The organism is Pseudomonas sp. SWRI51, assembly GCF_014268825.1.
Classification (GTDB): Bacteria; Pseudomonadota; Gammaproteobacteria; order Pseudomonadales; family Pseudomonadaceae; genus Aquipseudomonas; species Aquipseudomonas farsensis.
The window spans coordinates 1-24,728 of record NZ_JABWRG010000057.1; the positions used below are offsets into that span (position 1 = coordinate 1).

The following is a 24,728-nucleotide window of genomic DNA, read 5'->3' on the forward strand; positions in this document are numbered from 1 at the left end:
GGGCTGCTCCGCAGCCCTTTCGCGACACAAGGCCGCTCCTACACTGACCGCGTAGACGGCATCGATATGGGATGTGCGCTGGCGATAGCCTGCCATTAGGCCGTTACAGGAAACCCCGCACCGGCCCTTACAGACCCCGACGCTCAGGCATGCACGCTCCACTGCGTACACCCCGCCTCGATCGGCAATTCATCGATGGCATGAATCATCCCACTCGCCAGCGCCTCTTTAGGCCCCAGGATCCGCGGGTACGCCATCAGGTACCGGGCCACATCCAGCACCTCCCCTGCCCCCTCGGTCCGTTCGGCGACGATCTGTGCGTACAACTGCAAATCGTAATCCAGGCTCATGGCGTACTCCGCCATGCGCGAGTGGTCTACCGAGCCGTGCAACGTCCAGTGAAATGGGTGAAACAGGAACTTGCTCAGCGCGCAGGCGGTGCGGTGGCTGCCAGCGAGGAACAGAATGTTACCCATCGACTCCACCGTGCCCAGATTGTGTGTATGCACCGGTACCGGCAGAGCCCGCAGAAAGTTGTACAGGGTAAAGCCGTAACTGCACTCCCCACCCATCGTCGCGATGTTCAGTTGCAGCAATTCGGCACCTTGTTGCTGAGCCCGCGAGCAGGTGTTGATCAGGTTGCCGCAGGTAGACGAATTGATCGGGCCGGTGAAGTGGATGATGTGTCTGCCCATGGGGTCCTCCAGGTCAGTCGGTGTGGGCCTGCTGCCCATCCTGCTCGCCCATCTGCTGGTAGTGCTTGCGCAGCGCATGCAGCTCGGCTGGGTCCATGTCCTCAAGGTCCAGCAGCGCCTTGTGCGCGCGCTTGGTGGTGCGCAGCAGTTCGTCGATCTTGATGTGCAGCTCGTCGTTGTCGCGGTTCTGGGTGTTCTGGATCAGAAACACCATCAGGAAAGTGATGATCGTCGTCGAGGTGTTGATCACCAATTGCCAGGTGTCATTGAAATCGAACAGCGGGCCGCTGATACCCCACACCAGAATCAGCACCAGCGCCACACCGAAGGTCAGTGGGCGGCCGGTCAATTTGGCCAGCCCCTGGGCAAAACGGTCGAATTTCATGGCGCAGCTCCTGTGCAAGGCTTGCTTGCGGTGGAGGCCGCCCGGCAGCACAAAGTTCCAATGGCAATGCCGGACCCAACGCTTGGTCAGCCGCGCTGAACCCCGCGGCAGTTTCCTGTGTCGCAGCAGAAAGCATCCATGGCATGGGGAGACATGCGTGAGCGAAATCCGTATTGGCATATCCGGTTGGCGCTATGGCCCATGGCGCAAGGACTTCTACCCGCAAGGGCTGCGCCAGAACGACGAACTGGCGTTCGCCTCGCGGGCAGTGAACAGCATTGAGATCAACGGCACCTTCTATGCTCTGCAAACGCCCGAACGCTTCCGCCAGTGGCACGATGAAACACCCGATGACTTCGTCTTCTCGGTCAAGGCGCCGCGTTATATCACCCATGTTCGCAGGCTCAAGGATATCCAGGAGCCAATGGCCAATTTCTTTGCGTCAGGGCCGCTGCAGCTAGGCGACAAGCTTGGGCCGTTTCTCTGGCAGTTCGCGCCCAATTTCAAGTTCGACGAGGCGCGTTTCGCCGCGTTTCTCGAGCAATTGCCGCGTGACCGCAAGGCGGCCCAGGCGTTGGCCAGCCACTGCAATGAACGCTTGCAAGGCAACGGCGGCGCGCAGATCAAGGGCAATGCCCGGCTGCGCCATGCCGTGGAAGTGCGCCACGAAAGCTTTCTGTGTGAAGCCTTCGTCAAGCTGCTGCGCAAGCACAAAGTTGCCTTGGTGGTGGCTGACAGCGCCGGAAAATGGCCCTATGTCGAGGATGTTACTGCCGATTTCGTCTACCTGCGCCTGCATGGTGACGTCGAGCTGTACAGCAGCGGCTACACCGCAAAGGCGCTGCGCCACTGGTGTGAGCGCATCCAGGCCTGGAGCGAAGGTGGGCAGCCGGCGCACGCGCATCTGATCGTCCAGCGCGCGCCGGCCAAGCGCGCCACGCGCGACGTTTACTGTTATTTCGACAATGACCAGAAAGTTCATGCGCCCTATGACGCTCGCAGGCTGCTCAGCAAAATGGGCCTGGATGGCGACCTGATCACCGAGCCAGGCGAACCCTCGCAGGTGGCGCTATGAACACTCCCCTCCCGGGTAACCTGCTCGACAAAGCCGCCGCCGTACACCGGCTCACGGTGCTGACCCTCAACGTGCACAAGGGTTTTACCTTCTTCAACCGCCGTTTCATCCTGCCAGAATTGCGCGAAGCGGTACGGGCTACCGGCGCGGACCTGGTGTTTCTGCAGGAAGTGCATGGCAGCCATGAACAGCACGCCGAGCGCCATCCCACCTGGCCGCAGACGCCGCAGTATGAGTTTCTCGCCGACAGCATGTGGCCGCAGTTTGCCTACGGGCGTAATGCGGTGTACCCCCATGGCGACCATGGCAATGCGCTGCTGTCGAAATTCCCCATCAGTGAATACGACAACCGCGACGTGTCCATCCATGGCAACGAGCAACGCGGCCTGCTGCACTGCCGGCTGCAAGTGCCCGGCCACGACCAGGTGCACGCAGTGTGCGTGCACCTGGGCCTGCGCGAAGCGCATCGTCAGCGCCAGATTCATCTGCTGCTGGAGCTGCTCGACAGCCTGCCGCCCGATGCCCCTGTAATCATCGCCGGGGACTTCAATGACTGGCGTCTGAAGGCAGACGCGGTGCTCAGCGAGCACCTGACCGAGGCCTTCGGCAGCCCTGCGCGGAGCTTTCCGGCGCGCCTGCCGCTGCTGCGCCTGGACCGCATTTACCTGCGCAACGCCCGCGCCAGCAGTGCCAAGGTGCTGGCCAAATACCCGTGGTCGCACTTGTCCGACCATGTTCCTCTGGTGGCTGAGGTGGCCCTATGAAACCTGCATGGCAAAGCGGCAACCAGGTCGAGTTGCTGATCAACGGCGAGCAGTACTACCCCCGCGTGTTCCAGGCCATGGCCGAGGCACAGGATGAGATCCTGCTGGAAACCTTCATCATCTATGACGACAAGGTCGGGCAACCGCTGCGCGAGGCACTGATAGATGCCGCTCGGCGCGGCGTGCGGGTGGAGGTGGTGGCGGACGGCTATGGCACGGCCGAGCTGAGCGATGCATTCGTGGCGTCGATGACCGATGCCGGGGTGCGCTTCCATGCCTTCGACCCCAAGCCGATGGTCGCGGGCATGCGTACCAACCTGTTTCGCCGCTTGCACCGCAAGATCGTAGTGATCGATGGCAAGCGCGCGTTCATCGGCGGGATCAACTACAGCGCCGACCACCTCGGCGATTACGGCCCGCAAGCCAAGCAGGACTATGCCGTTGAGGTACGCGGCCCGGTAGTTTCGCAAATCCATGCTTCCAGCCGCCGCTTGCTGGCCCCGGTACTTGAGAGCCCGAGCAAGGTCGAGGTGGCGCAAGCGCCGGCAGGCAGTGTCGAGGCGGCGCTGGTGGAACGCGACAACCTTAAGCACCGGGACGATATCGAAGAGCAGTATCTGCAGGCCTTTCGCCAGGCCCGACAACGCATCGTTGTGGCCAATGCTTATTTCTTCCCCGGCTACCGCCTGTTGCGCGAACTGCGCAATGCCGCCCGACGCGGCGTTGAAGTGACGCTGATCCTGCAGGGCCAGCCCGACATGCGCTGGGTGCGCACGCTGTCGCGGCTGCTCTACAACTACCTGCTGCGCGACAAGGTGCAGATTTACGAGTATTGCCAGCGCCCGTTGCACGGCAAGGTCGCACTGGTGGATGACACCTGGGCGACGGTGGGGTCGAGCAACCTGGACCCCCTGAGCCTGTCGCTGAACCTTGAAGCCAACCTGCTGATCCGTGACCGGGCGTTCAATGCCCTGCTCCACGAACACCTGACGGGCCTTGCGGCCCAGCACTGCAAAGTGGTGACCCTGGAGCGGATGATCCGGGGCTACTGGTGGCGTGCGCCGCTGATCTTCATGGGGTTTCACATCACCCGCTACTTTCCGCGTATCGCCGGCTGGTTTCCTGCGCACCGCCAGCGACTCAAGTCGCTGCAGCCAGAGGTCGAGCTGCAAGGTAATTACCACGAGGGCAAGACCTGATGGCCAAAGCGAGCTGGCAAAAATGGGGCAAACGGCTGTTGACCCTGCTGTTCGTGATACTGATTCCGGTGCTGTTGTTCTCCTTGGCGCGCAACCTCGACTGGGCCGAAGTGCGCCAGTCGCTGTTTGCCTACAAACCCGGCACGCTGGCCATCGGCTTGTTGCTGGCATTGGCCAGTTACCTGGTGTTTGCCAGCTACGACCTGCTGGCCCGGGCCTACACCGGCCACCAATTGCCGGCGCGGCAGGTTTTGCCAGTGGCATTCGTGTGTTACGCCTTCAACCTCAACTTCACCACCTGGGTGGGTGGCGTGGCGCTGCGCTACCGGTTGTATGGCCGCCTGGGGTTGGATACGCCGACCATCACCCGCATCCTTACCCTGGGTTTGCTGACCAACTGGATGGGCTACCTGGTGTTGGCGGGCTGCGTGTTTGCCTCGGGGTCCGTCAAGCTGCCAGACACCTGGGCCGTGGGCGCGACCGGGCTGCGCCTGATCGGCGTGTTGATGGTTGCGGTTGCCGTGGGGTACCTGCTGGCCTGTGCGTTTGCCAAGCGCCGCACCTGGCACCTACGCGGGCATGAACTGACGCTGCCGTCCATCCGCTTGGCCTTGTGTCAGGTGGCACTGGGCGCCAGCAACTGGGCGCTTATGGCAGCGTTGATCTATTGGCTGCTGCCAGGGGATTTGTTTTATCCGTCGGTGCTAGGGGTGCTGCTGATCAGTTGCGTGGCTGGGGTGGTCGCGCATATTCCAGCGGGGTTGGGGGTGCTGGAAGCAGTTTTCCTTGCCTTGCTGCACGGCCAGCTCGGGCAAGGCAGCCTGGTGGCGGCGCTGTTGGGCTATCGCACGCTGTATTACCTGATTCCGCTGGCGGTAGCCGTGATCACCTACCTGGTGCTGGAGCAGCGCGCCCGGCAGTTGCGGCGGTGAAAGATGGCACCGGCTTGGCCGGTGTCCCATCTGTAGGAGTGGCCTTGTGCCGCGAAGGGCCGCAAAGCGGCCCCAAGTGATTCACGGCGATATTGGATCACTGGCCGGGAAGGTTTCATCCAGCGCATTGTCCACGTTGGCCTCACCCGGCCGGGTAGCTTCGGCGCATTTGCAGTCGCCCATGCAGCATGGCTCACCGTCCTGGTGGCCATTGGCACAGGCCTCACAGCAATAGGCCTTGCCTTCACGCATCAGGGCGTCATCGCCCACAGTGCAGGAGCAGTGGTTACAGGCACAGCGTTGCTCGTTCATCGGGTGCTCTCCTCGTCGTCACCCACGACTTGGTCCGTCCAAGGTTCGCCATCAAGCGGTGCCGAGCGGCCCAGCTCCGCTTCATCAAGACCAAAACCGCCACCGATCTCGGTCATGTCCACTTCACGCAGTTCCTGGTCAGCCGGGCCGCCGCTACCGGGCTCGTTCGGGTCGCGAGCGCCGGTTTCGTCGAACAAAGTGTCCGGGCTCATGTCATCGAGGGTGACGTTGTCTTCGTGCAGGCTCTCGCTGAGCGCTTCGCCGCCGGTCATGCCGCTTTGCGCCACACGCTCATCGGGGAACTGCTCGGCCACTTCTCCCGCCGGGCGCTCGTCACCAATGCGCCCACGACGTTCATCGCGCCGCTCGCTGAAGTCCAGTTCGTGGACGCTGCCCATGCGGTCCTCGGTGGTGTCGATCTCGGGAGTGAATTCTGGGTCGTCTGGCAGGGCCATGGCGCTTCTCCATCAAGGGGGTTCATCTGGTCGACTGCACGCTAGCGCCAATGATTCAGAGTTTTTTGAACTCTGCCTGCGCCCGCTCCCTCCCAAGTCAGAGAGCACAAGGAGCCCGTCATGGCCAAGCCCCTGCAGGAATACCAGCGCAAGCGCGACTTCAATGCCACGCCAGAGCCCGCCGGCAAGCGCACCCGTGCAGCCAAGGCCCATGCGCTGCAGTTCTGCATCCAGAAGCATGATGCCAGCCACCTGCATTACGACTTTCGCCTGGAACTCGACGGCACGCTGAAAAGCTGGGCCATCCCCAAAGGCCCTTCGCTTGACCCCAAGGTGCGCCGCCTGGCAGTGCATGTGGAGGACCACCCGCTGGATTACGCCGACTTCGAAGGCAACATTCCCGAGGGCCACTATGGCGCGGGCGATGTAATTGTCTGGGATCGCGGGGTGTGGGAGCCGGAGGGCGATGCGCATGCCGCCTACGCCAAGGGCAAGCTGCGCTTTCGCTTGCAAGGCGAGAAACTCTCCGGGGTGTGGAACCTGTTCCGTACCCACCTGGCGGGCAAGAAAGAACAGTGGATGTTGGTCAAGTCCCACGACGCCGAAGCGCGCAGCGAGGCGGATTACAGCATCGTCGAGGCCCAGCCCGACAGTGTCATCAGTGACCGTACCCTGCTGCCGCGCAAGGCTGCCAAACCCGCCACTCGGCGCCGCAGCGCCAGCAAGGTCAAGATGCCGGACTTTGTGCAGCCGCAGTTGGCCACCTTGGTCGATTCGCCCCCTGCCGGCGACTGGTGCTACGAGGTCAAGTTCGACGGCTACCGCATCCTGGCCCGTATCGACGGCGCAGACGTGCGCCTGTTCACCCGCAATGGCCATGACTGGAGCGCGAAAATGCCGCGCCAGGTGGTGGCGCTCAAAGCGCTGGGTGTGGACTCGGCGTGGCTCGATGGCGAAATGGTCGTGGTTGGCGACAACGGTGTGGCTGACTTTCAGGCATTGCAGAACGCCTTCGATACCGAGCAGGACGAGCGCATCACCTATTACCTGTTCGACCTGCCCTACCTTGGCGGCAAAGACCTGTGTGATCTACCGCTCGAAGACCGGCGCAGGGCGCTGGAAAAGCTGCTCGAACACAATGACGACCCGCAACTGAGGTTTTCCGAAGCGTTCGAGCAGCCCGTCGATTCGCTGCTCGACAGCGCCTGCCGGCTAGAACTCGAAGGGTTGATCGGCAAACGTCTGGGCAGCACCTACAGCGGCCGGCGCAGTGCCGACTGGATCAAGCTCAAGTGCAAACAGCGCCAGGAATTCGTGATTGTTGGCTACACCGACCCGAAAGGCAGCCGCACTGGCTTCGGCGCACTGCTGCTGGCATTGCATGACGCCGACAGCGGCCAATTGCGTTATGCCGGCAAGGTTGGCACCGGTTTCAGCGCCACCACACTGGCCAGCATCCATGCCCGGCTAAAGCCACTGGAGTGCAAAAAGCCGCTGCTGGCCAACCCACCCAGCGGCGCCGAGGCGCGCGGTGTGCATTGGCTCAAGCCGCTACTGCTGGCGGAGGTCGCCTGCGCCCAGATGACCCGCGACGGTATCGTGCGCCATTCGGTGTTCCACGGCCTGCGTGATGACAAGCCCGCCACTGCTATCGACCTGGAGCGCGCCATGCCGTCTGCAAAAGCCATCGATTTGCACCTGACCCACCCCGACCGGGTAATGGATGCCAGCAGCGCGACCACCAAGCGCCAGGTAGCTGAGTACTACGCGCAAGTCGCCGACTTGATTCTGCCCCAGCTCGCCGATCGCCCGGTTGCCTTGGTGCGGGCGCCGGACGGTTTGGGCGGCGAACTGTTCTTCCAGAAAAACGCCGGCCAACTGCATATCCCCAAGATCGTCAGCTACACCAAGGCCCAGGCCGGCCAGGCGGCGATGGTATTGAACAACGCCGAAAGCCTGCTCGGCGCCGTACAGATGAACATGCTGGAGCTGCATACCTGGAACGCCACCGACAAAGACTTCGAGCGCCCCGACCGCTTCATCCTCGACCTCGACCCAGACCCAGCGCTGCCATGGAAAGCCATGCTCGACGCCACGCAGTTGACCCTCACCCTGCTCGATGAGCTGGGCCTGAAGGTGTTTCTCAAGACCAGTGGCGGCAAAGGTATGCACTTGGTGGTGCCGCTGACGCGCCGCGCAGGCTGGGATGAGGTCAAGGACTTCACCCACGCCATCGTCGATCACCTGGCCAATCTGTTCCCCGAGCGCTTGAGCGCCGTGTCGGGCCCGAAGAACCGGGTTGGGCGCATCTTTATCGACTACCTGCGCAATGGCAAAGGCGCCACTACCGTCGCCCCCTACTCGCTTCGCGCCCGTGAAGGGCTGCCGGTCTCGGTGCCTATCTGGCGCGAGGAGCTAGGCGAACTCAAGGGCGCCAACCAGTGGACCATCGCCAATGTCCATGAGCGACTGGGCGAGGTCGAAGACCCGTGGGCGGGCATGGGCAAGGTCCGCCAATCGATTACCGCGCGCATGCGCAAGCAGTTGGGCCTGAACTGATGGCACGGCTGCACGCTAACCACCCAAATGGAATTAACTCGATGAGCATCAGCCACAATGATCACTCAAGCGCGCTTGAGCGCTTGTTGCGCGAGTTTGGCGATCGTCCCCAGGCGTTGAGGGTGGATGACTTGCTGCTGGACGTGCTGCGTGCACTGCAAGCCGAGCAACTCGACCGGCTGCCGCTGCCCGGCCATGGCAGCACTTTGCAGCGCTGGCAGGTACTTGCCCAAGTCGCAGGGTGTGACCTGGGGCTGGCCAAGCTTTATGAGGGCCATACCGACGCTTTGGCGATCTTGGCTGAATGCGCGGCAGGCCACCACGCCCAAACGGGCATATGGGGTGTGTGGGCTGCCGAACCACCGGATGCACGGGTGCAGATCATCGCCCGCGAGGGTGAAGAGGTGCGCCTGCAGGGCCGCAAGGGTTGGTGTTCCGGGGCGTTGCAGATCGACCGCGCGCTGATCACCGCCTGGCATGACAACCAGCCGCAACTGGTAGCCATTGCACTTGACCAGCCCACCCAGCGTATCAATGCAGGCAACTGGCAGGCGCAGGGCATGGCCACCACCGCCAGTGTCGACATCGAGTTCGACAATGCCAGCGGTATCGCCATCGGCAGCCCGGGCCAGTATCTGGCGCGCCCGGGGTTCTGGCACGGCGGCGCCGGCATCGCCGCTTGCTGGTATGGCGCAGCGCAGGCGCTGGCCACCTACTTGCGCGAGCACTGCCACAAACCCCGCCCCGACCCGCACGCCTGTGCTCATCTGGGGGCGGTGGATGCGGCCCTGTACGGCGCCCGCGCTGCCTTGCGCGAATGCGCAGCCTTTATAGACCGCGAGCCTGGCGCCGACGCCAATCTTCATGTACGGCGCACCCGTGCGCAGGTGGAGCACGCGGTTGACCAAGTGCTCCATCACGTTGGCCGGGCGCTGGGCGCCACGCCTTTCTGTCGCAACAGCCATTTCGCCCGGCTGAGCGCCGACCTGCCGGTGTATCTGCGCCAGAGCCACGCCGAGCGCGATCTGGCCGAACTGGGCCAACAAGTGGCCGGCTTGCCGGCAGGAGCCTGGCAACTATGAGCGAAAACCTGATCCAGGCCAGCAGCGGTACCCCTTGGCATGACTGGCAACACTCCGCGCATCTGGCCCGCGCCACTTGGCTTGACCCCGACCAACTGTGCCCACCGGGGCGGCGCCTGGTGGTGGTTGCCCCACACCCGGACGACGAGATCCTGATGGCGGGCGGCCTTCTGGCTGGCTTCAGCGGCCGCGAGCAAGACTTGGTGCTGATCTCAGCCACCGACGGCGAGGGCAGCCACCCCGGCTCGCAGAACTGGAGCGAACACCGGCTGCGCCGGCAACGCCCACTGGAAAGCCGCCACGCCCTGCACCAGTTGGACCTCAACCTGGCGCGCCTGGACTGGCGCCGGCTGAACCTCAAGGATGGCGGCCTGCCCCGGGACGAAGCCTTTTTGCTTAACCACCTCAACCAGCTGCTGCAGCCCGATGATTTGCTGCTGTGTACCTGGCGCGAGGATGGCCATTGCGACCACGAAGCCGTTGGCCGCGCCTGTGCGCAGGCCGCGTTGGCGCGCAAGGCGCAGTTGGCCGAAGCGCCGGTCTGGGCCTGGCACTGGGCCACCCCGGACGATCCGCGCCTGCCGTGGGCGCGCGCGCACCGCGTGCAATTGGACGATACCCGCCTTGCACGCAAGCGCCAGGCGCTGGCTGCGCACGTCAGCCAGCTGCAAGCCGACGACGACCGCCCGCCAGTCCTGCCTGAACGCTTTCAGGAGTGCCTGCTGCAACCCTTCGAACTGTTGTTCTTGTGAATGGAGCCCACGATGAGCCTTGATGCGCAGTATTTCGCCGAGCTGTACGCCGGCAACGATGACCCCTGGGCCTTCCGCACTCGCTGGTACGAGCGGCGCAAGCGCGACCTGGTCTACGCCAGCCTGCCGCGCCAGTGTTATGCGCGGGTATTCGAGCCGGCTTGCGCCAATGGTGAGTTAAGCGCACTGCTGGCCGAGCGTTGCGCAAGCCTGGTATGCCAGGACATCGACGCCACGGCCGTCGCCCTCGCCCGCCAGCGCCTGGCCGATGTACCCCATGCCAGCGTCGAGCAGGCGCACCTGCCGGCTGACTGGCCGGGTGGGCAGTTCGACCTGATCGTGCTCAGCGAGATCGGCTACTACCTGGACCCTACCGATTGGTTGCAGGTGATCGAACGTGCTGTGGCCAGCCTGACCTATGACGGCGGCCTACTCGCCTGCCATTGGCGCCACCCCATCGCCGGCTGCCCGCAAGACGGCAACGAGGCGCATGCGCTGCTGGCCGAACGGCTGCCGCTGTACCGCCAGTTGCGCCACGAAGAGGCGGACTTTGTGCTGGAGTACTGGTCGTGCCAGCCCAGTGTGGTCGACCTCGACGAGACCTGCCCATGATCGCCGTGGTGATCCCGGCGCATAACGAGGCGCGGCGCTTGGGGTACTGCTTGAAAGCGGTCAAGGCTGCTGCTGCGTTGGCCGGAGCTGCCGGGCACCTGGTGCAGGTTCTGGTGGTGCTGGACCGTTGCAGCGATGCCAGCGCGGCAATAGCGAACCGGCACGGTGTACAAACGCTGGAGCTGGACGCCGGCAACGTCGGCATCGCCCGCCGAGCAGGCGCCGCCTTGATGCTTGAGCGTGGCGCGCAGTGGCTGGCGTTTACCGATGCTGACAGCCGGGTACCGGCGCATTGGCTGATCTCGCAGCTGCAATGGCAGGCGGATGCGGTGTGCGGCACGGTCCACATTGAACGCTGGCAACCCTGGCAGACTGCCGCACTGCGCAAGTTGTACCGCAGCCGTTACCAGGCGGATGAGGGGCATCGGCATATCCATGGGGCCAACCTTGGGGTGTGCGCGCAGGCCTATACCAAGGTGGGCGGCTTCCAGCCGCTGGCGGCGCACGAGGATGTGCAACTGGTTCTGGCGCTGGAGGCGAGTGGCGCGCAGATCGTCTGGACGGCGCAACACAGTGTCGCCACCAGCAGCCGCGAAGATAGCCGCGCCCGTGAAGGGTTTGGGGATTATTTGCGCGGGCTGCATGGGCAGGTGTTGTAAGCGCAGGCTGTCGTCGCAGTGTAGGAGCGGCCTTGTGTCGCGAACGGGCTGCGCAGCGGCCCCAGGATCTCGGCCTTGTGCAAAATCGCCGGGGCTGCTGCGCAGCCCTTTCGCGGCACAAGGCCGCTCCTACAGGGGAACAGAGGGGTTATGCCCGCAATATCAATAGGTTATGTAAATGAAGTAATGGTGTTTCGAGATTAGCGAGTTAATCCCCCATGCCTGCGGCATCTCGCCGCACTCAACTGCCCCTTGGCAAAACTTCCATACCCCGTAGAATCGCGGATCCTTTTCGCCCGTCGCCCTCTGCGGTGGCCACCTTTTCGCAAAGACAGCGTCCGTGCCTCTCGCCACATCGCGCATGTGCTGCAGGCTCAACCGCCCCCGCCCGGCCTCTTTCGCAACAGGCCCAGCGGTTGACCCTTGCCAAGGTTGCACCCTGCCCCGGCAACATCGCACAGCCTGTGCACCCCGAAAAGGCGCAATTGTGCTTTTCCAACCTTGAGGTACGTATGTCTCCGCGTTTGCTGGCGATGGCGCTGGCACCCCTGCTCGGCCTGTTCATCATTGCCCTGGGTAATGGCTTTCTGTCTTCGCTCACTACGCTGCGCCTGGGGGCTGCCGGTGAATCGGCCACCACCATCGGCGTGGTTTCGTCGGCGTACTTCATCGGCCTGACCCTTGGGGCGCTGTTCAATGACCGGTTGATCCTGCGCATTGGCCATATCCGCGCCTACAGCAGCTTCGCCGCCCTGATCGGCGCGACCATCCTGCTGCAGGGCCTGTTCTACGACACCACTTGGTGGTCGGTGCTGCGCTTGATCAATGGCTGGGCCACGGTGGGCGTGTTCCTGGTGATCGAAAGCTGGCTGCTGCTGGCCGGTGACGCCAAGATCCGTGGCCGCCTGCTGGCGCTCTACATGATCGCCTTCTATGGCGCCGGGGTAATCGCCCAGGCAGCGCTTGGCGAAATCACCGCCATGGGCGACACCGCGCCGTTCATGCTGGCCGGCATGCTGGCCACCCTTTCGGTGCTGCCGATCGTGATCCTGCCTCGGGTCTCGCCGCTGCTCGAACATGTCGAGCCGCTCAAGCCGCGCCAGTTGCTGGGCATCGCCCCGACCGGGCTGGTCGGTTGCTTTGGCTCGGGTATCATCATTGCCGGCATCTACGCGCTGCTGCCGCTGTACCTGCAACGTATCGGCCTGGACGTGGGCGAAGTCGGCACCATGATGGCGTGGGCAATCCTCGGCGCCATGCTGCTGCAGTACCCGGTAGGCCGCTGGTCCGACCGCAAGGACCGCCAGGACGTGCTGATTACCTTGGCCATCATCTGCACCGTGCTGTCGCTGCTGATCGTGGCGCTGCCGGTGGACACCGTGGCGCTGCCGGTGCTGCTGTTCCTGCTGGGCGGTGGTGTGTTCGCGCTGTACCCGGTGTCGGTCAGCAGCGCCGCCGACCGCGCGCCGGCGGATGCTCTGGTGCCAATGATCCAAGGCCTGCTGCTGATCAACTCATTGGGCTCTGCCCTGGCGCCGCTGGGCATTTCGCCGATGATGACCCGCTACGGCGAGGTCGGCCTGTTCTGGGCGTTTGCGGCGATCAACCTGGTCATGGTCGGGTTCTTCATGTGGCGACGGGGCAAACGCCCTGCCCCTGCACACCCCGCCGCGTTTACCGCCAGCGCAACGTTCTCGCCAACCGGCGCCGAACTGCGCGTGACCGAAGACTTGATGCATGCGGCTCAGGAACACCCCACGCTGGATGAGATGGAAGCACCTGCAGCAAGCGCCACACCGCGCAACGACGCTCACTGACCGGCGCCGGGGCCGTACTGCGGCCCCGCGCGACCGTCCGTCGCTACGACGGCACCTGCCACGCCGCAACGCTGCCCAAACCATGATAGTTAATCCGACAGGAGACTCACCATGGTTCGCACTCGCCCCCTTGCATTGTTTCTCGCCGTTGCCATGGGCCTTGGCTCGGCAGGCAGCTTTGCTGCCAGCGATATGAACACCACCGGCAGCCAGCCCCAAGCCGACCATTCCAAAGGTGACCACCCCAAAGGCAAGACAGCAGGCGAAGGCAGCAGCGTCAACGCGCCAGGTGGCAAAGACAACGACAGCAGCGACACCGGCACCAATTCCGATGCCGCCGACGGGGCCGCGGGCGGCTCTAATAGCACAGGTGAGGCTACCGGCTCCGGTGCAGGCGCTACAGGCGGCAATGCCGAAGATCAAGATAGCCGTTGAAATCAGCTAAATCAGGCCCTGCAGCAGCAGGGCTTGATTACTAGGCGCTGCCGCCGCGCCGTAGCTCGGCAATTTGTGCATCGCGTTCAGCGCATTGCCGACGCAACTCCTCCCCTGCCCCTTGGGCCTGCCCCAGGATTGCTCGCAGCCCTTGCACCTGGGCGTCGCGCTGTTCCAGCTGGGCCTCCAGCGCTTTTCGCGCTTCCAGTGCCTGCCGCTGCTCAGCCAACAAACGTTCATTGTCACGGTGCAGGCGGGTCAACTCTTCCTGGCGAGCCAGTGCGCCCTGCTGCAGGGTGTGCAGTTGGCCCTGGAGCTGGCGGACCTGGGTTTCCTGGCGGCGTTGCTCCTGCTCTCGGCGGGTTTCCAGCGAGTGTATGTGCTGGTCCTTGTCACTGAGGCGGGCTTGCAATGCGCTGACCTCGGCCTGGTGCTGCTGATGTGCAGCCGCCAAGGCGCGTTGCGCGAGGTCCAGTTGGCTGCGCAATTGTTCACATTGGCGATTGAAAGTGGCTTCTGCAACATCGATGCGAGCTTGGCCTTCCTGCTGCAGTTGGGTGGCGAGCTGGGCAACCAGCTGGCTTATAGGCGCACTGAGGCACGTGCTGTTCTCAAGGGTAACAGGCGGTTGTTCCAGCTCTTTCAGATAGCGATGGATCGTGGACTTCGAACCGGTATTTCCCAGTTCGATACGTACTGCGTCGATGCTGGGGTTATCGCCACGGGCCAGCAGTGCATCACGTGCTTGCTGGACTGCGTGTCTGTCGATGCCGGCACGTGCCATGGTGTACTCCGCTTGTTTTGTACCGTGGTATGTACCATGTATAGGCGAGCATTGTGAGGGCTACAGGTTATGATTTCAACGGATTTCACACGGCTCAGGGGTATGGATGCGGCAGGGATCTTGGGGCCGCTGCGCGATCTTTTGGACCGCTGCTCCCCGGCAAGTCCTATATCAACGCAGCAGGCGTATCAACATCCCGCAACACCCCGGCGTCCTGAGTTTCGTACACCACCACCTGCGCCCGGTGCCGTTGCAGCACCGAGCGCGCACCTTCATCGCCAGCAAGCGTGGCAAGCTCAGGCCAGAACCCACGCCCGAACACAACCGGGTGCCCGTTCTGCCCCTGATGTCGCGCAACCACGATAACCGCCTCACCGGCCAAGCCAGTCAGCCCGCGCAAGGTAGCCGGCAGTATCCACGGCATATCGCCCAGCACGATGGCAACCGCCCGCGCATCACTGTCGGCAAGCGAAGCAACACCCGCCGCAAGGCTATGGCCCATGCCCAAGCCGGCATCATTGCTATGCACCACTCGGCAACAGGCCGGCAAGCCGTGCCCGGCAGCGGACTCCCCGGCGCGCAATACCACACGCACCTCGTCGAACACACCCAGCGCCCGCTCGACACTGTGCTGCAACAAGCTGCGGCCATCGGCCAACACGGCTTTGCGCTTGTCACTGCCAAACCGCGAACCCTGGCCGGCAGCAAGTACCAGCGCGACGACCGTCACAGCGCCTCGCGGGCGATGCCGCTGCGGGTGCGCAGAATATCGGCAAGCACTGCCAAGGCGATCTCCGCCGGGGTCTTGCTGCCCAGGTTCAGGCCGATGGGCGCATGAATACGCGCCATCTCGGCCTCGCCCAGCCGGCCAATGCGGCGCAGCCGCTCGCGGCGTTTGGCAGAGGTGGCTTGCGAGCCCATTACACCTATATAGAACGCTTCGGTTCTTACCGCTTCGAGCATGGCCAGGTCATCAATCTTCGGGTCGTGGGTCAGTGCTACCACTGCGGTATCGCGGTGGCAGCCGCCATTGGCGATGAACAGCGAGGGCAGTTCACGACGGATTTCTATCCCGTCCAGCACCACATTGTCCATCACCTCGTCCCGAGGGTCGCACAGCACGACCTCGAACCCCAGGCCCTTGCCGAACTCTGCACAGAAATGCGCCACGCTCGAATAACCGGCCAGCAGCAGGCGCTGGGCAGCGCCAATGCGCAGCCGAATGCTGTCAGCACCTTGTTCTACACGTGGCCCTTGGCTTTGGTCATCGCGCAACTGCCACGCCCCCGTTACCAGGTTCACCTCGCGCAACAAGCGGCGCCGGCCCAGCAGCGCGGCCTCAAGTTCGGCCAGGTGTGCCTGTGTGGCACAGTCACCGGGCAGGTTTTCCACCAGCACATCGAGAACACCGCCGCAGGGCAGGCGGATGTTGGCGCGGCTGTCGCTGCCATCGCCATATCGCACCACGGCAACGGGTGTTGCGAACTCGCCGAGGGCCACGCGAGCGAGGAAATCCTCCTCGACGCAGCCCCCGGAAAGCGAGCCGACCCAATGCCCACCCTCGCTGACCGCCAGCAACGAACCCGGCGCCCTGGGGGCCGAGCCATAGGTGCAAAGCACGGTGCAAAGCCAAACACGCAGGCCGTCACGCGACCACTGGCCCGCCCGCTGCACCACCTGCAGGTCAAGATGCTGCACGGGTCAATCCGCCTTCAGCTGGGCCAGCTGTTCAGTGCTCAGGTCGCCCGGCAGCCCCCCCCATGCTTCACGCAGGTAGTTGACCATGTCAGTCAGCTGCTGGTCGTCGAGCTTGCCGGCAAAGCCGGGCATCGGCTGCATACGCTCAAAGCCTGTGAACTGCTGTTCGCGGATGCCGTCGAGCATCACTTTGACCAGGTTGCGCGAGTCGGCCTGGCGCAAAATAGTGTTGCCCTTCATGGCCACCGCGATATGCGGCTTGCCCTCACCGTCGGCACCATGGCAGCCGGCGCAGACGTTGAGGTACTGCTGGCGTCCACGCTGGCTACTGGCGGTCATGGTTTCGTGGGCCACTGCTTGCACCACACGGGCCGCCGGCGGCTGGTCGCCCAGCAGGTAGGTGGCCATGGCCGACAGGTCGCCGTCTTCTAGATGCTGGGTGCTGTGGTGCACCACCGGGTACATCTCGTTGAACATGCTGCCCTGGGCGCTCATGCCGTGCTTGAGGAAGGTCGCAAGGTCTGGCTGGGTCCAGCCGCGCTCGGCGAGGTCCTTGGCCAGCAGGCTTGGCGCCAGGTAGCCATTGAGTACCCCGCCGCTCAGGCGCTTGTCTTGCTCCAGCGCGCCGATGAGGTTACGCGGGGTGTGGCACTCGCCGCAGTGCCCAAGCACCTCGACCATGTACTGGCCGCGTTGCCAGGCTTCGCTGTTGCCCGCGGCCGGCTGCACCTGCACGCTCTTGCCGTACAGCAGGTTCCAGCCCATCAGGCCGGTGCGCACGTTGAACGGGAAGCTCAGGTCGGTGGTGGGTGCTGCGCGGTTGATCGGCGCGACGCTCTGCAGGTAGGCGTGGATCGCGTCGGCGTCTTCGCGCTTGATCAGGTGGTACGAGGTGTACGGCATGGCCGGGTACAGGTTGGCGCCGTCCTTGCGCTTACCCTCGGTCAGGGCCGCGAAGAACTCATCATCGCTGTAATTGCCAATGCCGTGCTGCTTGTCGGGGGTGATGTTGGTGCCATAAATGGTGCCGAACGGCGAGTGAATCGGCAGGCCACCGGCATACGGCGCGCCGCCTTCTGCGGTGTGGCAAGCCATGCAGTCGGCGGCACGGGCGAGGTATTCACCGCGTTTGATCACCTGTTGGTCCGCTGCCTGCGCCGCAAAAGCGAACACCGCACCAATGGCCAGGGCCAGGTTGCTGAACACACGCGTCATGCTCAACCCTCCTTGACCAGGCCGAGGTCGCCCAGCACATCGCGGGTGGCCTCGTAATAGCGCACGTAACCGGTGCAGCGGCACACATGGTGGCCAAGACTGGCCTCAATGGCACCTTCGAGCTCGCTCTTTTTCAGCGGCTTGCGCTGGGCGTTTTCCACCAGCACCGTGGCCGCATTGACGAAGCCTGGGGCGCAGTAGCTGCACTGGAAAGCAAAGCGCTCGACGAACTTTTGCTGGATGGGGCTCAGCGCAACCGGGTTTCCGGCGTCGTCCAACTGGGCATGGCCTTCGATGGTGCGCACCTTCTTGCCCTCGAAATAGTGGGCGCCGGTGATACAGGTGCGCACTTCCTCGCAGGTGCCATCCGGGTTGTCGACGATCACCACGCAGGCATGGCAGATACCCTGGCCGCAGCCAAGGCGCGAGCCGGTAAGGTTCTGGTATTCGTGCAGGTAATCGAGCATCGCCAGGTCATCAGGGACCACCTCGGTGACGACGGGTTGACCGTTGAGGGTCAGTTGCAACTTACGGTCAGCCATTGAGGGCCTCCTTGATGCGCGCAGGAGTGATCGGCAGGTCGCGTACACGCTTGCCGATGGCGTGGGCCACGGCGTTGCCGATAGCGCCCACCACAGGGATCATCACCACTTCGGCGATGCCTTTGGACGGGTCGGTTGGCGACAGGGGCGGCAGGATCTCCGACGTCTGTTGCCACACCGCCACGTGCCTGGCCATCGGCAGGCGATAGCGGTTGAAGTTCCAGTCCCCCTCCCCCGGCCCGCCTTCGTACAGCGGCATTTCCTCGAGCAAGGCATGGCCGATGCCCATGGCGATACCGCCTTCAAGCTGGCCCTTGACCAACTCCGGTACCAATACCCGGCCGCACTCGACCCAGCTGTGGTGGTTGAGCACGTGCACCTCGCCACTGCCCTTCTTGACCTTGACCTCGACAATGGTCGCCACTGGGCTGTAGTAGGTCACCATGGCATTGTTGAGCTGGGTCGCGGGGTACAAGGCATTTGTCCGGTCCAGCAGGTGGAAACCGTTGCTGTTCATCTGCGCCTTCTTGGCAGTTGGCGCGCCATCGCCGTACTTCACCGCCAGTGCATCGAGCGGCAGGCGGTCAGGCACACCATCGATCACAAAGTCTGCTTCAGCCCAGCTCCAGCGGTTGAACCCGTGCACGCTGGCACCGGTCACCAGGCCCATTTCATGGGCTTTGCGGGCAAGTTCGGCAAATGGGATGGGTGCCAGGCCGTTACCGGTCAGCGCGCCATTGACCCACACCGCGTTTTCGCGGCGCACCACCAACGGGTTGGCCTGGCCGCCGAACGGGCCTTGGCGCCACAACGCCAGGGCTGCCGGCCACAGGCCATGATTGAACAGCACGCGTGCCGCTTCGCGGGTGGCGTGGCTGAAATAGAACGCCGAATTGGTCGCGGACGACGGCGACGCCAGCTTGCCAACCCAACGCGGGTCACGCAGCGCGGCGTCCTGCTCGGCCTGGCTGATCAGGTAGGGGTTGGCGCTGGTGCTCAGTTGCAGTTCTGGCCATTCGGTTTGCGCGGTCTGGACGTGGTCGGCGACGCGGCCCAGGAAGTCGCTGACAACCAAGGCCTGGGAAGTGGACATGCCCGTGCCCAGCTCGGTGCCGATATGGCGCAGGGTGATTTGCCCGTCGGCGGCGAATTCCACCGCTGCCATGGGCGCTTCAGCGCCGGTACCGAAGTCTTTCTGGGTGATGGCAAAGCCGACGCCGTACCAGTTATCCGGGTCTTTGGCGTCCATTGCCTGCTTGCGCGCATGGCGGGTTTTCCACCATTCATGCTCGCCAGCCTTGTCGAGGATTTCGTGCAGGCGCAAGGCACCGGCAGGCACTGCGCCCTGGGTGTTCTTCATGCCCGACTTGAGTGCGTTCTTGCGGCGCAGCTCGATGGCATCGACACCCAGGCGGTCGGCAATTTCATCAACCATCATTTCGGTGGCAGCCATGCTCTGCAGGGTGCCGTAACCCCGCATGGAGCCGGCCTCGACACCGCGCGAATGGTAGGCGGTGACCGACAGGTCATTCTGCGGCATGTAGTAGATCGACTGCGCCGCGGTGGCGCCGACAGCGGCAACCGAAGGGCTGTAGTTGATGCGCCCGCCGCCATCGACAGTCATCTCGGCGCGGAAAATCTGGAAGCTCAGGTCGTTCTTGTCCACCGCCAGTTGGTAGCGGATATCGAACGGGTGGCGCTTGATGCCGCTCTGGAACTGCTCGTAGCGGTCATTGGCCAGGCGAATCGGCACGCCGGCACCATACAGCGCAGCTACGGCGGCGTAGAACACAAAGATATTGTTGTCCTTGGAGCCATAGCCGACGGTGTAGCCGGGGTGCATGTTCAGGTGCTTGAGGCCGAAGCGCGACGGCTTGATCATGTGCACGCACTCGTGCGCCACCTCGAACGGGCACTGGGTCGCGACGACAAAATGCAAGGTGCCGCTGGCCGCATCGAACCAGCCGTTGCCATTGTCTGGCTCTAGCGCTGCGGGCTCGATGGACGGCGTCTTGTAGCGTTCGTCGAACAGCAGCCAGTTTTCCGGCGGCTGGCTGAGTTGCTCATTGATGCGCCCGGCATAGAACAGGCCTTGCTCGGTCAAGGTGCCGTGCTGCTTCGGTTCGGCAGTCCATACCGGCTTGCGCGCCAGAATGGTCGGGAACAGCATGGTGTTCTTCAGGCTGGAGAACGCATCCTCATCGAACGGCGTAGCGCCACCAACCCGCACAAAGCGGAAGCTGCCGTATGGGTCGCGCTGGTACAGCGGCGCCTGGGCACCGTAGCGGATGGCCTGGTCGTTGAATTGCAGCTTGAGCTTGGCTTTACGGTAACGCTCGAAGTCGTGCCAGATCAGGATCGCCACCGGGTGGCCGATGAACATCGGCACCTGCCCTGGCGGCAGCAGCGGGTCTGGGGAGTGTGCCTCAGGCCAGGCGATGCCGTCCTTTTTCAGGTCCTCGGCGGTAACGATGCGGTCAGGCTGCAGGCTGTCGCCGAGCAATGCCAGGTCAAAGCCGGCATAGATGCGGTCGGCCTTGGTGGCCTTGAGCAGCATCGCGTGGCCTTGCTGCTGCGGCCAGCCGGGCATGTCCTTGGCACGAATATCACGGGCAAAGACCTTGCTGCCGCAGACTTTGGACAAGGAGTCATTGCGAAAACGCGCCTTGCCGTCGTTGTTCATCCACTTTTGCGCCGAGGTGGTAACGCGGCTTTCCATCAGGGCGGCGAAGGCCTGGCTGCCGAGTGGCGCCAAGGTCACACCGACACCGGCAACCAGCCCGCCTTGCAGGAACGAGCGCCGGGAGAAATCACGGTTGGACATGGTTTGATCCTTGTGGGCAGTTCAGGCGCTGCCCTTGTTTTTCTGATGCAGGTGGCTGCAACCGCAGCCTGAGGGCGCGCACGATCACAAAATCTGACCTCTAAGTCAACATACACCGCTTGTTACATTCGTCTTAGTCAAGCGGACACTTTGTCGCGCAACTGGCCTGAACAGGTTATGGATAACCGGCAAATAAATACCGGCAATGTGCCAGTAGTCATTGTGTTGTCATCTTCCTGTCGTATTTTCAAAAGCTCACCCAGGGTCGGGGAAGCCAGCTGTGATCCGCCGTTATCTTTCTTCTGCAGGGCTGTTGCCGCTGCTGCTGCTCATGCTGTGTGTCGTTACCCTCGCCTTCCTGTGGGGCCTGCACTTCAGCCAAAAAGCCGCCTCGCGCCAGGATGCGCTCTCGGCAAAAGCCGCCGAACACTTGAACCTTGCCAGCATCGTCGGGGAAAACCTGCGCCAGTTGGTGGACCGTGCGCAGGCAGTAGGCCGCGTCACCCAGGACGACATGCTGCGCCTGCGCCAGGGCAACCTGAGCCTTGCGCGGGTCCTGGCTGAAGACCCGGTGTTCAAGCGCATGAGCCTGTACGACCACAATGGCCGGCTGCTCTCCTCAAGCCATGCCGACGAACCCGGGCAATTGCCCCAGGCGTGGCTTGAACAGCTCCAGGCCCACGTCGCCCGGCATGGTTTCAAGGCGTTCATGCCTGCCACCCCGGCGCCGACTACAGCCTCAGCGCTGCCCGACTGGCGCCTGCCGTTCGTGCTGCCACTGACTGACATCAGCGGCCGCGAGGTCGACACCATCCTGGTGGTACAACTGGACATCGGCTACCTGGCGGTGCTGTTCCAGCACATCGACCTGGGCCGCACTGGCCTGATGCGCCTGCTCCAGGACGATGGTCGCGAGCGCCTGCGCATCGACACCAGCGGCGTGGTGGTTGCCGGCGACAGCCTGGTGCCAAGCCTGCCTGACAAGGCCGAAGACACCGGCCAGCTTACCCAGTACAGCCTGACCGGCGCCTACCAGAGCCTCTACCGGCGGGTGCCGGAGCGAGGTTTCAGCGTGGTGGTCAGCCAGCGCAACGAAGAAATCCTTGCCCCTTGGGCGCTCGCCGCCAGCCGCCAGTTGTGGCAGAACCTGGCCATGACCTTGATGATTCTGGCCAGCCTGGCCTGGGGGCTGCGCCTGCTGCGCAAGCGCCAGGAGGCGTTCGCCGAGCTTGAGCGCGCCCAGCAGGTCAACCAGCAATTGATCGGCCGCCTTGAAGACGAGCACCGGCGTAGCAGCCACGCCGCGGCCACCGACCACTTGAGCGGGCTGCACAACCGCCGCCAGTTCGTCGAAGTAGCCACCCAGGCGCTTGCCCAGCAGCGCGGCAAGCGCCGTTTGCTGGCGATTCTGTTCATCGACATGGACCGCTTCAAATCGATCAACGATTCGTTGGGGCACAAGGTGGGTGACCTGTTGCTGCAAGCGGTCGCCGGGCGCATTCAGCGCATGCTCGACCCCGGTGACGAAGCCTCGCGCTTTGGCGGCGACGAATTTGTGGTGCTGCTGGCCGGCGAGCGCAGTGAAGAGCAGATCAACGCCTGGGTGCGCGTGCTGGTCGAGAAACTGTCGGCCACCTATGCCCTGGACGGCCAGGAGGTCAACACCAGCCCAAGCGTGGGCGTCAGCATCTGCCCACGTGACGGCCAGGATATCGACACACTGATCCGCTGCGCCGACGCCGCCATGTATTCGGCCAAACAGGCTGGACGCGCCCAGTACCGGTTCTTCGACCCCTCGCTGAACCTGTCGGACATTCAGGCGTTCACCCTGGAACAAGCCTTCGGCAACGCCTTGGCCGAGCGCCAGTTCGTGTTGCATTTTCAGCCGCAGATCCGCCTCGATACCCTGCAGGTAATCGGCTACGAGGCGTTGGTGCGCTGGCAACACCCCGAATTCGGTTTGCTCTACCCTGACCGTTTCATCGGTGTTGCCGAGCGCAGCGGGTTTATCGTCGATCTGGGCTGGGAGGTGTTGCGCCTGGGTTGCGAAGAGCTGGCCCGTTGGGCTGCCCGCAAGCAAGCGGCGCACCTGGCGGTAAATGTCTCAGCCTTGCAACTGCGTCAGGCCGACTTCAGCGAGCGCCTGCTGGCCGAACTTGTCAGCTACGGTCTTGAGCCAAGCCGCCTGGAGCTGGAAATCACCGAAACCACGGTGCTCGACCCCGAGGGGACGGCTGTCGAGCACCTGTACCGCCTGCGGGCGGCCGGCATGGGTATCAGCCTGGATGACTTTGGCCGTGGCTACGCAGGCTTCGCCCACTTGCAGTCACTGCCGTTGTCCCGGCTGAAGATCGACCGCGCACTGATCGCGCCGCTGTCCAACAGCTACGACGATAGCCCCATCGTGTCCTCGACCATCATTCTGGCCAAGCGCCTGGGCCTGGAGGTGGTGGCCGAGGGGGTCGAAACCCGCGAGCAACTGGTGTGCCTGAAACTGGCCGGTTGCGATATCGCCCAAGGTTATCACTTCAGCCGGCCGCTGTCGCAAGCGCAGTTGTATGAGTACCCACCGTTTACCGGCGCCGAGGTGAACGCATGCGCGTAGTCAAAACCCTGTGTGCCGTTGCCGTGCTGCAACTGCTGGTCGGTGCCGTGCAGGCCAAGTGCACACCGCACAGCCTGAGGCTTGCGGTGATTCCTATCAAAAGCGTCGAGGACATGACCCGCGAGCACCAGCCGCTGATAGAGCGCCTGGCCAAGGCTGCCGGGGTGCCGGTGGAACTGGTGGTGAGCAGCTCCTACGAAAGCGTGGTCGATGCGATTGTTTCAGGCGGCGCCGACATCGCCCGGCTGGGCCCGGCGTCGTACATTCTGGCGCACCGCCGCGATCAGCGTATCGAGCCATTCGCAACCCTGACCCTCAACGCCGGCCCCTATACCGCCGCGGGCAGCCACTATCAGGCGCTGCTGGTAACCCGCGCAGGCGGGCCGGCCACCCTCAGCGCCCTGCGCGGCACGCGGGTGGCGCTTAGCGACCCGGCAAGCACCTCGGGGAGCCTTGTGCCCAGTGTCGAGTTTGCCGGCAAGGTTGGCGCACCGCTCAAAGGCTACTTTGCCGCGCTGGTATACGCCGGCAGCCACGACAAGGCGCTGCAAGCAGTGCTTGAAGGCCGCGTCGACGCCGCGTTCGTCGCAAGCGAACGCGCCGATGCGTACCTTGCCAGCAACGCCCTGGCCCCCACGCAGTTGCAGGTACTGTGGCGCTCGGCGCCGATCTACTATGACCCCTATGTGTTCAGTGCGAGCCTGTGCCCGGCGCTGAAAACCAAGCTGCGCAAGGCAATGCTGGAAGACCCCGCTGCACTGGCCAGTTTTGTCGCCTCGCAGAACGCCACCGGGTTGGTAGCGGTGGGCCACAAGCAATACGCCGGGCTGGAGAAAATGATGGAAGCTTCGCAGCTGCCCTGAGGATGTGCTTTGCTTATAACAAGCCCGCAATGGAGCACAGCCGATGAAGATCGTCGCAACCCGCATTCTCGTCGATGACCAGGCCAAGGCCCAGGCCTTCTACCACCATGTGCTGGGTTTCCAACCCAAAGATGACATTGCCATGGGCAAGCACCGCAGGATCAGCCTCACCTCCCCCAACGACCCCCATGGCGTTGAGCTACTGCTCGAACCTGACGTACACCCTGCGGCCAAAACCTACAAGGCCGCCCTCAAGCAAGACGGCATCCCCGCCACCTCGTTCAGCGTGCGTGATGTGTACGCCGAGTACACCCGCCTGCGCGCCGCCGGGGTGCACTTCACCCAAAGCCCCGAAGCGGTCGGCACGCAGATCATCGCGGTGTTCGATGACACCTGCGGCAACCTTATCCAGATCGCCCAGCGCCACTGAGCGCATGCAGACAGGCCACGGCCGTTGGGCTACA

At 63.6% G+C, this 24,728-nt stretch carries 24 protein-coding genes; 14 read left to right on the forward strand and 10 right to left on the reverse strand.

Going from position 1 to position 24,728, the window contains the following annotated elements:
- Window positions 1–143: 143 nt before the first annotated feature.
- Window positions 144–695, reverse strand: coding sequence for an ATP-dependent Clp protease proteolytic subunit (locus tag HU720_RS16165; RefSeq protein WP_186520942.1), 552 nt, complete (start codon window positions 693–695; stop codon window positions 144–146).
- 13 nt (window positions 696–708) lie between these two features.
- Entirely contained in the window at window positions 709–1,080 is a 372-nt protein-coding gene (locus HU720_RS16170; protein WP_186520943.1) for a low affinity iron permease family protein, read from the reverse strand.
- A gap of 157 nt (window positions 1,081–1,237) precedes the next feature.
- Between HU720_RS16170 and HU720_RS16175 the strand changes: the two genes are divergently transcribed.
- The 4 genes from HU720_RS16175 to HU720_RS16190 are packed head-to-tail and all read left to right on the forward strand — an operon-like array spanning window position 1,238 to window position 5,050.
- Entirely contained in the window at window positions 1,238–2,155 is a 918-nt protein-coding gene (locus HU720_RS16175; protein ID WP_346656589.1) for a DUF72 domain-containing protein, read from the forward strand.
- Window positions 2,152–2,919, forward strand: a complete 768-nt coding sequence (locus HU720_RS16180; protein WP_186520945.1) for an endonuclease/exonuclease/phosphatase family protein — start codon at window positions 2,152–2,154, stop codon at window positions 2,917–2,919. The genes HU720_RS16175 and HU720_RS16180 overlap by 4 nt, the downstream gene beginning before the upstream one ends.
- Window positions 2,916–4,118, forward strand: a complete 1,203-nt coding sequence (gene clsB, locus HU720_RS16185; protein WP_186520946.1) for a cardiolipin synthase ClsB — start codon at window positions 2,916–2,918, stop codon at window positions 4,116–4,118. The genes HU720_RS16180 and clsB overlap by 4 nt, the downstream gene beginning before the upstream one ends.
- A complete protein-coding gene (locus tag HU720_RS16190) occupies window positions 4,118–5,050 on the forward strand; it encodes a lysylphosphatidylglycerol synthase domain-containing protein (protein ID WP_186520947.1) in 933 nt (310 codons plus the stop codon). The genes clsB and HU720_RS16190 overlap by 1 nt, the downstream gene beginning before the upstream one ends.
- A gap of 81 nt (window positions 5,051–5,131) precedes the next feature.
- On the opposite strand, the gene HU720_RS16195 is transcribed toward HU720_RS16190, so the two are convergent.
- Together HU720_RS16195 and HU720_RS16200 are read right to left on the reverse strand one after the other, a co-directional pair.
- Window positions 5,132–5,362 (reverse strand): metallothionein, encoded by a 231-nt coding sequence (locus HU720_RS16195; RefSeq protein ID WP_186520948.1) that lies wholly within the window; start codon window positions 5,360–5,362, stop codon window positions 5,132–5,134.
- Window positions 5,359–5,817 (reverse strand): phosphotransferase system, HPr-related protein, encoded by a 459-nt coding sequence (locus tag HU720_RS16200; RefSeq protein WP_186520949.1) that lies wholly within the window; start codon window positions 5,815–5,817, stop codon window positions 5,359–5,361. Before HU720_RS16200 ends, HU720_RS16195 begins: the two co-directional genes overlap by 4 nt.
- A gap of 120 nt (window positions 5,818–5,937) precedes the next feature.
- On the opposite strand from HU720_RS16200, the gene ligD reads away from it, so the two are divergent.
- The 7 genes from ligD to HU720_RS16235 all read left to right on the forward strand — a co-directional run bounded on the left by ligD (window position 5,938) and on the right by HU720_RS16235 (window position 13,733).
- Entirely contained in the window at window positions 5,938–8,376 is a 2,439-nt protein-coding gene (gene ligD, locus HU720_RS16205) for a DNA ligase D (RefSeq protein WP_186520950.1), read from the forward strand.
- Window positions 8,377–8,417: 41 nt separating this feature from the next.
- On the forward strand, window positions 8,418–9,458 hold the full coding sequence (locus HU720_RS16210) for an acyl-CoA/acyl-ACP dehydrogenase (protein ID WP_186520951.1): 1,041 nt from the start codon (window positions 8,418–8,420) through the stop codon (window positions 9,456–9,458).
- Window positions 9,455–10,210 carry a PIG-L family deacetylase gene (locus HU720_RS16215; protein ID WP_186520952.1) on the forward strand — a complete coding sequence of 252 codons (756 nt, stop codon included), beginning with the start codon at window positions 9,455–9,457 and terminating at the stop codon, window positions 10,208–10,210. Before HU720_RS16210 ends, HU720_RS16215 begins: the two co-directional genes overlap by 4 nt.
- A 12-nt stretch (window positions 10,211–10,222) precedes the next feature.
- A complete protein-coding gene (locus HU720_RS16220; protein ID WP_186520953.1) occupies window positions 10,223–10,822 on the forward strand; it encodes an SAM-dependent methyltransferase in 600 nt (199 codons plus the stop codon).
- Window positions 10,819–11,481 carry a glycosyltransferase gene (locus HU720_RS16225; protein WP_186520954.1) on the forward strand — a complete coding sequence of 221 codons (663 nt, stop codon included), beginning with the start codon at window positions 10,819–10,821 and terminating at the stop codon, window positions 11,479–11,481. The genes HU720_RS16220 and HU720_RS16225 overlap by 4 nt, the downstream gene beginning before the upstream one ends.
- A 512-nt stretch (window positions 11,482–11,993) precedes the next feature.
- Complete coding sequence (locus HU720_RS16230) at window positions 11,994–13,298, forward strand: MFS transporter (RefSeq protein ID WP_186520955.1); 1,305 nt, start codon at window positions 11,994–11,996, stop codon at window positions 13,296–13,298.
- Between the two features lie 111 nt (window positions 13,299–13,409).
- On the forward strand, window positions 13,410–13,733 hold the full coding sequence (locus HU720_RS16235; protein ID WP_186520956.1) for a hypothetical protein: 324 nt from the start codon (window positions 13,410–13,412) through the stop codon (window positions 13,731–13,733).
- Between the two features lie 40 nt (window positions 13,734–13,773).
- Here HU720_RS16235 and HU720_RS16240 read toward each other — a convergent pair whose 3' ends face one another.
- From HU720_RS16240 to HU720_RS16265, 6 genes are all read right to left on the reverse strand, one after another.
- Window positions 13,774–14,517, reverse strand: coding sequence for a DNA-binding protein (locus HU720_RS16240; protein ID WP_186520957.1), 744 nt, complete (start codon window positions 14,515–14,517; stop codon window positions 13,774–13,776).
- A 166-nt stretch (window positions 14,518–14,683) separates the two neighbouring features.
- Complete coding sequence (locus HU720_RS16245) at window positions 14,684–15,247, reverse strand: NTP transferase domain-containing protein (RefSeq protein ID WP_186520958.1); 564 nt, start codon at window positions 15,245–15,247, stop codon at window positions 14,684–14,686.
- Window positions 15,244–16,215 (reverse strand): XdhC family protein, encoded by a 972-nt coding sequence (locus tag HU720_RS16250; protein WP_186520959.1) that lies wholly within the window; start codon window positions 16,213–16,215, stop codon window positions 15,244–15,246. The genes HU720_RS16245 and HU720_RS16250 overlap by 4 nt, the downstream gene beginning before the upstream one ends.
- A gap of 3 nt (window positions 16,216–16,218) precedes the next feature.
- Window positions 16,219–17,430, reverse strand: a complete 1,212-nt coding sequence (locus tag HU720_RS16255) for a cytochrome c (protein ID WP_186520960.1) — start codon at window positions 17,428–17,430, stop codon at window positions 16,219–16,221.
- 2 nt (window positions 17,431–17,432) lie between these two features.
- Complete coding sequence (locus tag HU720_RS16260) at window positions 17,433–17,972, reverse strand: (2Fe-2S)-binding protein (protein WP_186520961.1); 540 nt, start codon at window positions 17,970–17,972, stop codon at window positions 17,433–17,435.
- Window positions 17,965–20,796 carry a xanthine dehydrogenase family protein molybdopterin-binding subunit gene (locus HU720_RS16265; protein WP_186520962.1) on the reverse strand — a complete coding sequence of 944 codons (2,832 nt, stop codon included), beginning with the start codon at window positions 20,794–20,796 and terminating at the stop codon, window positions 17,965–17,967. The genes HU720_RS16260 and HU720_RS16265 overlap by 8 nt, the downstream gene beginning before the upstream one ends.
- Before the next feature lie 280 nt (window positions 20,797–21,076).
- On the opposite strand from HU720_RS16265, the gene HU720_RS16270 reads away from it, so the two are divergent.
- The 3 genes from HU720_RS16270 to HU720_RS16280 are packed head-to-tail and all read left to right on the forward strand — an operon-like array spanning window position 21,077 to window position 24,694.
- A complete protein-coding gene (locus HU720_RS16270; RefSeq protein WP_186520963.1) occupies window positions 21,077–23,401 on the forward strand; it encodes an EAL domain-containing protein in 2,325 nt (774 codons plus the stop codon).
- Window positions 23,392–24,264, forward strand: a complete 873-nt coding sequence (locus tag HU720_RS16275; RefSeq protein WP_186520964.1) for a phosphate/phosphite/phosphonate ABC transporter substrate-binding protein — start codon at window positions 23,392–23,394, stop codon at window positions 24,262–24,264. Before HU720_RS16270 ends, HU720_RS16275 begins: the two co-directional genes overlap by 10 nt.
- A gap of 43 nt (window positions 24,265–24,307) precedes the next feature.
- The gene (locus HU720_RS16280; RefSeq protein ID WP_186520965.1) at window positions 24,308–24,694 is read left to right on the forward strand and encodes a VOC family protein; all 387 of its coding nucleotides are present in this window, start codon (window positions 24,308–24,310) and stop codon (window positions 24,692–24,694) included.
- Window positions 24,695–24,728 lie beyond the last annotated feature (34 nt).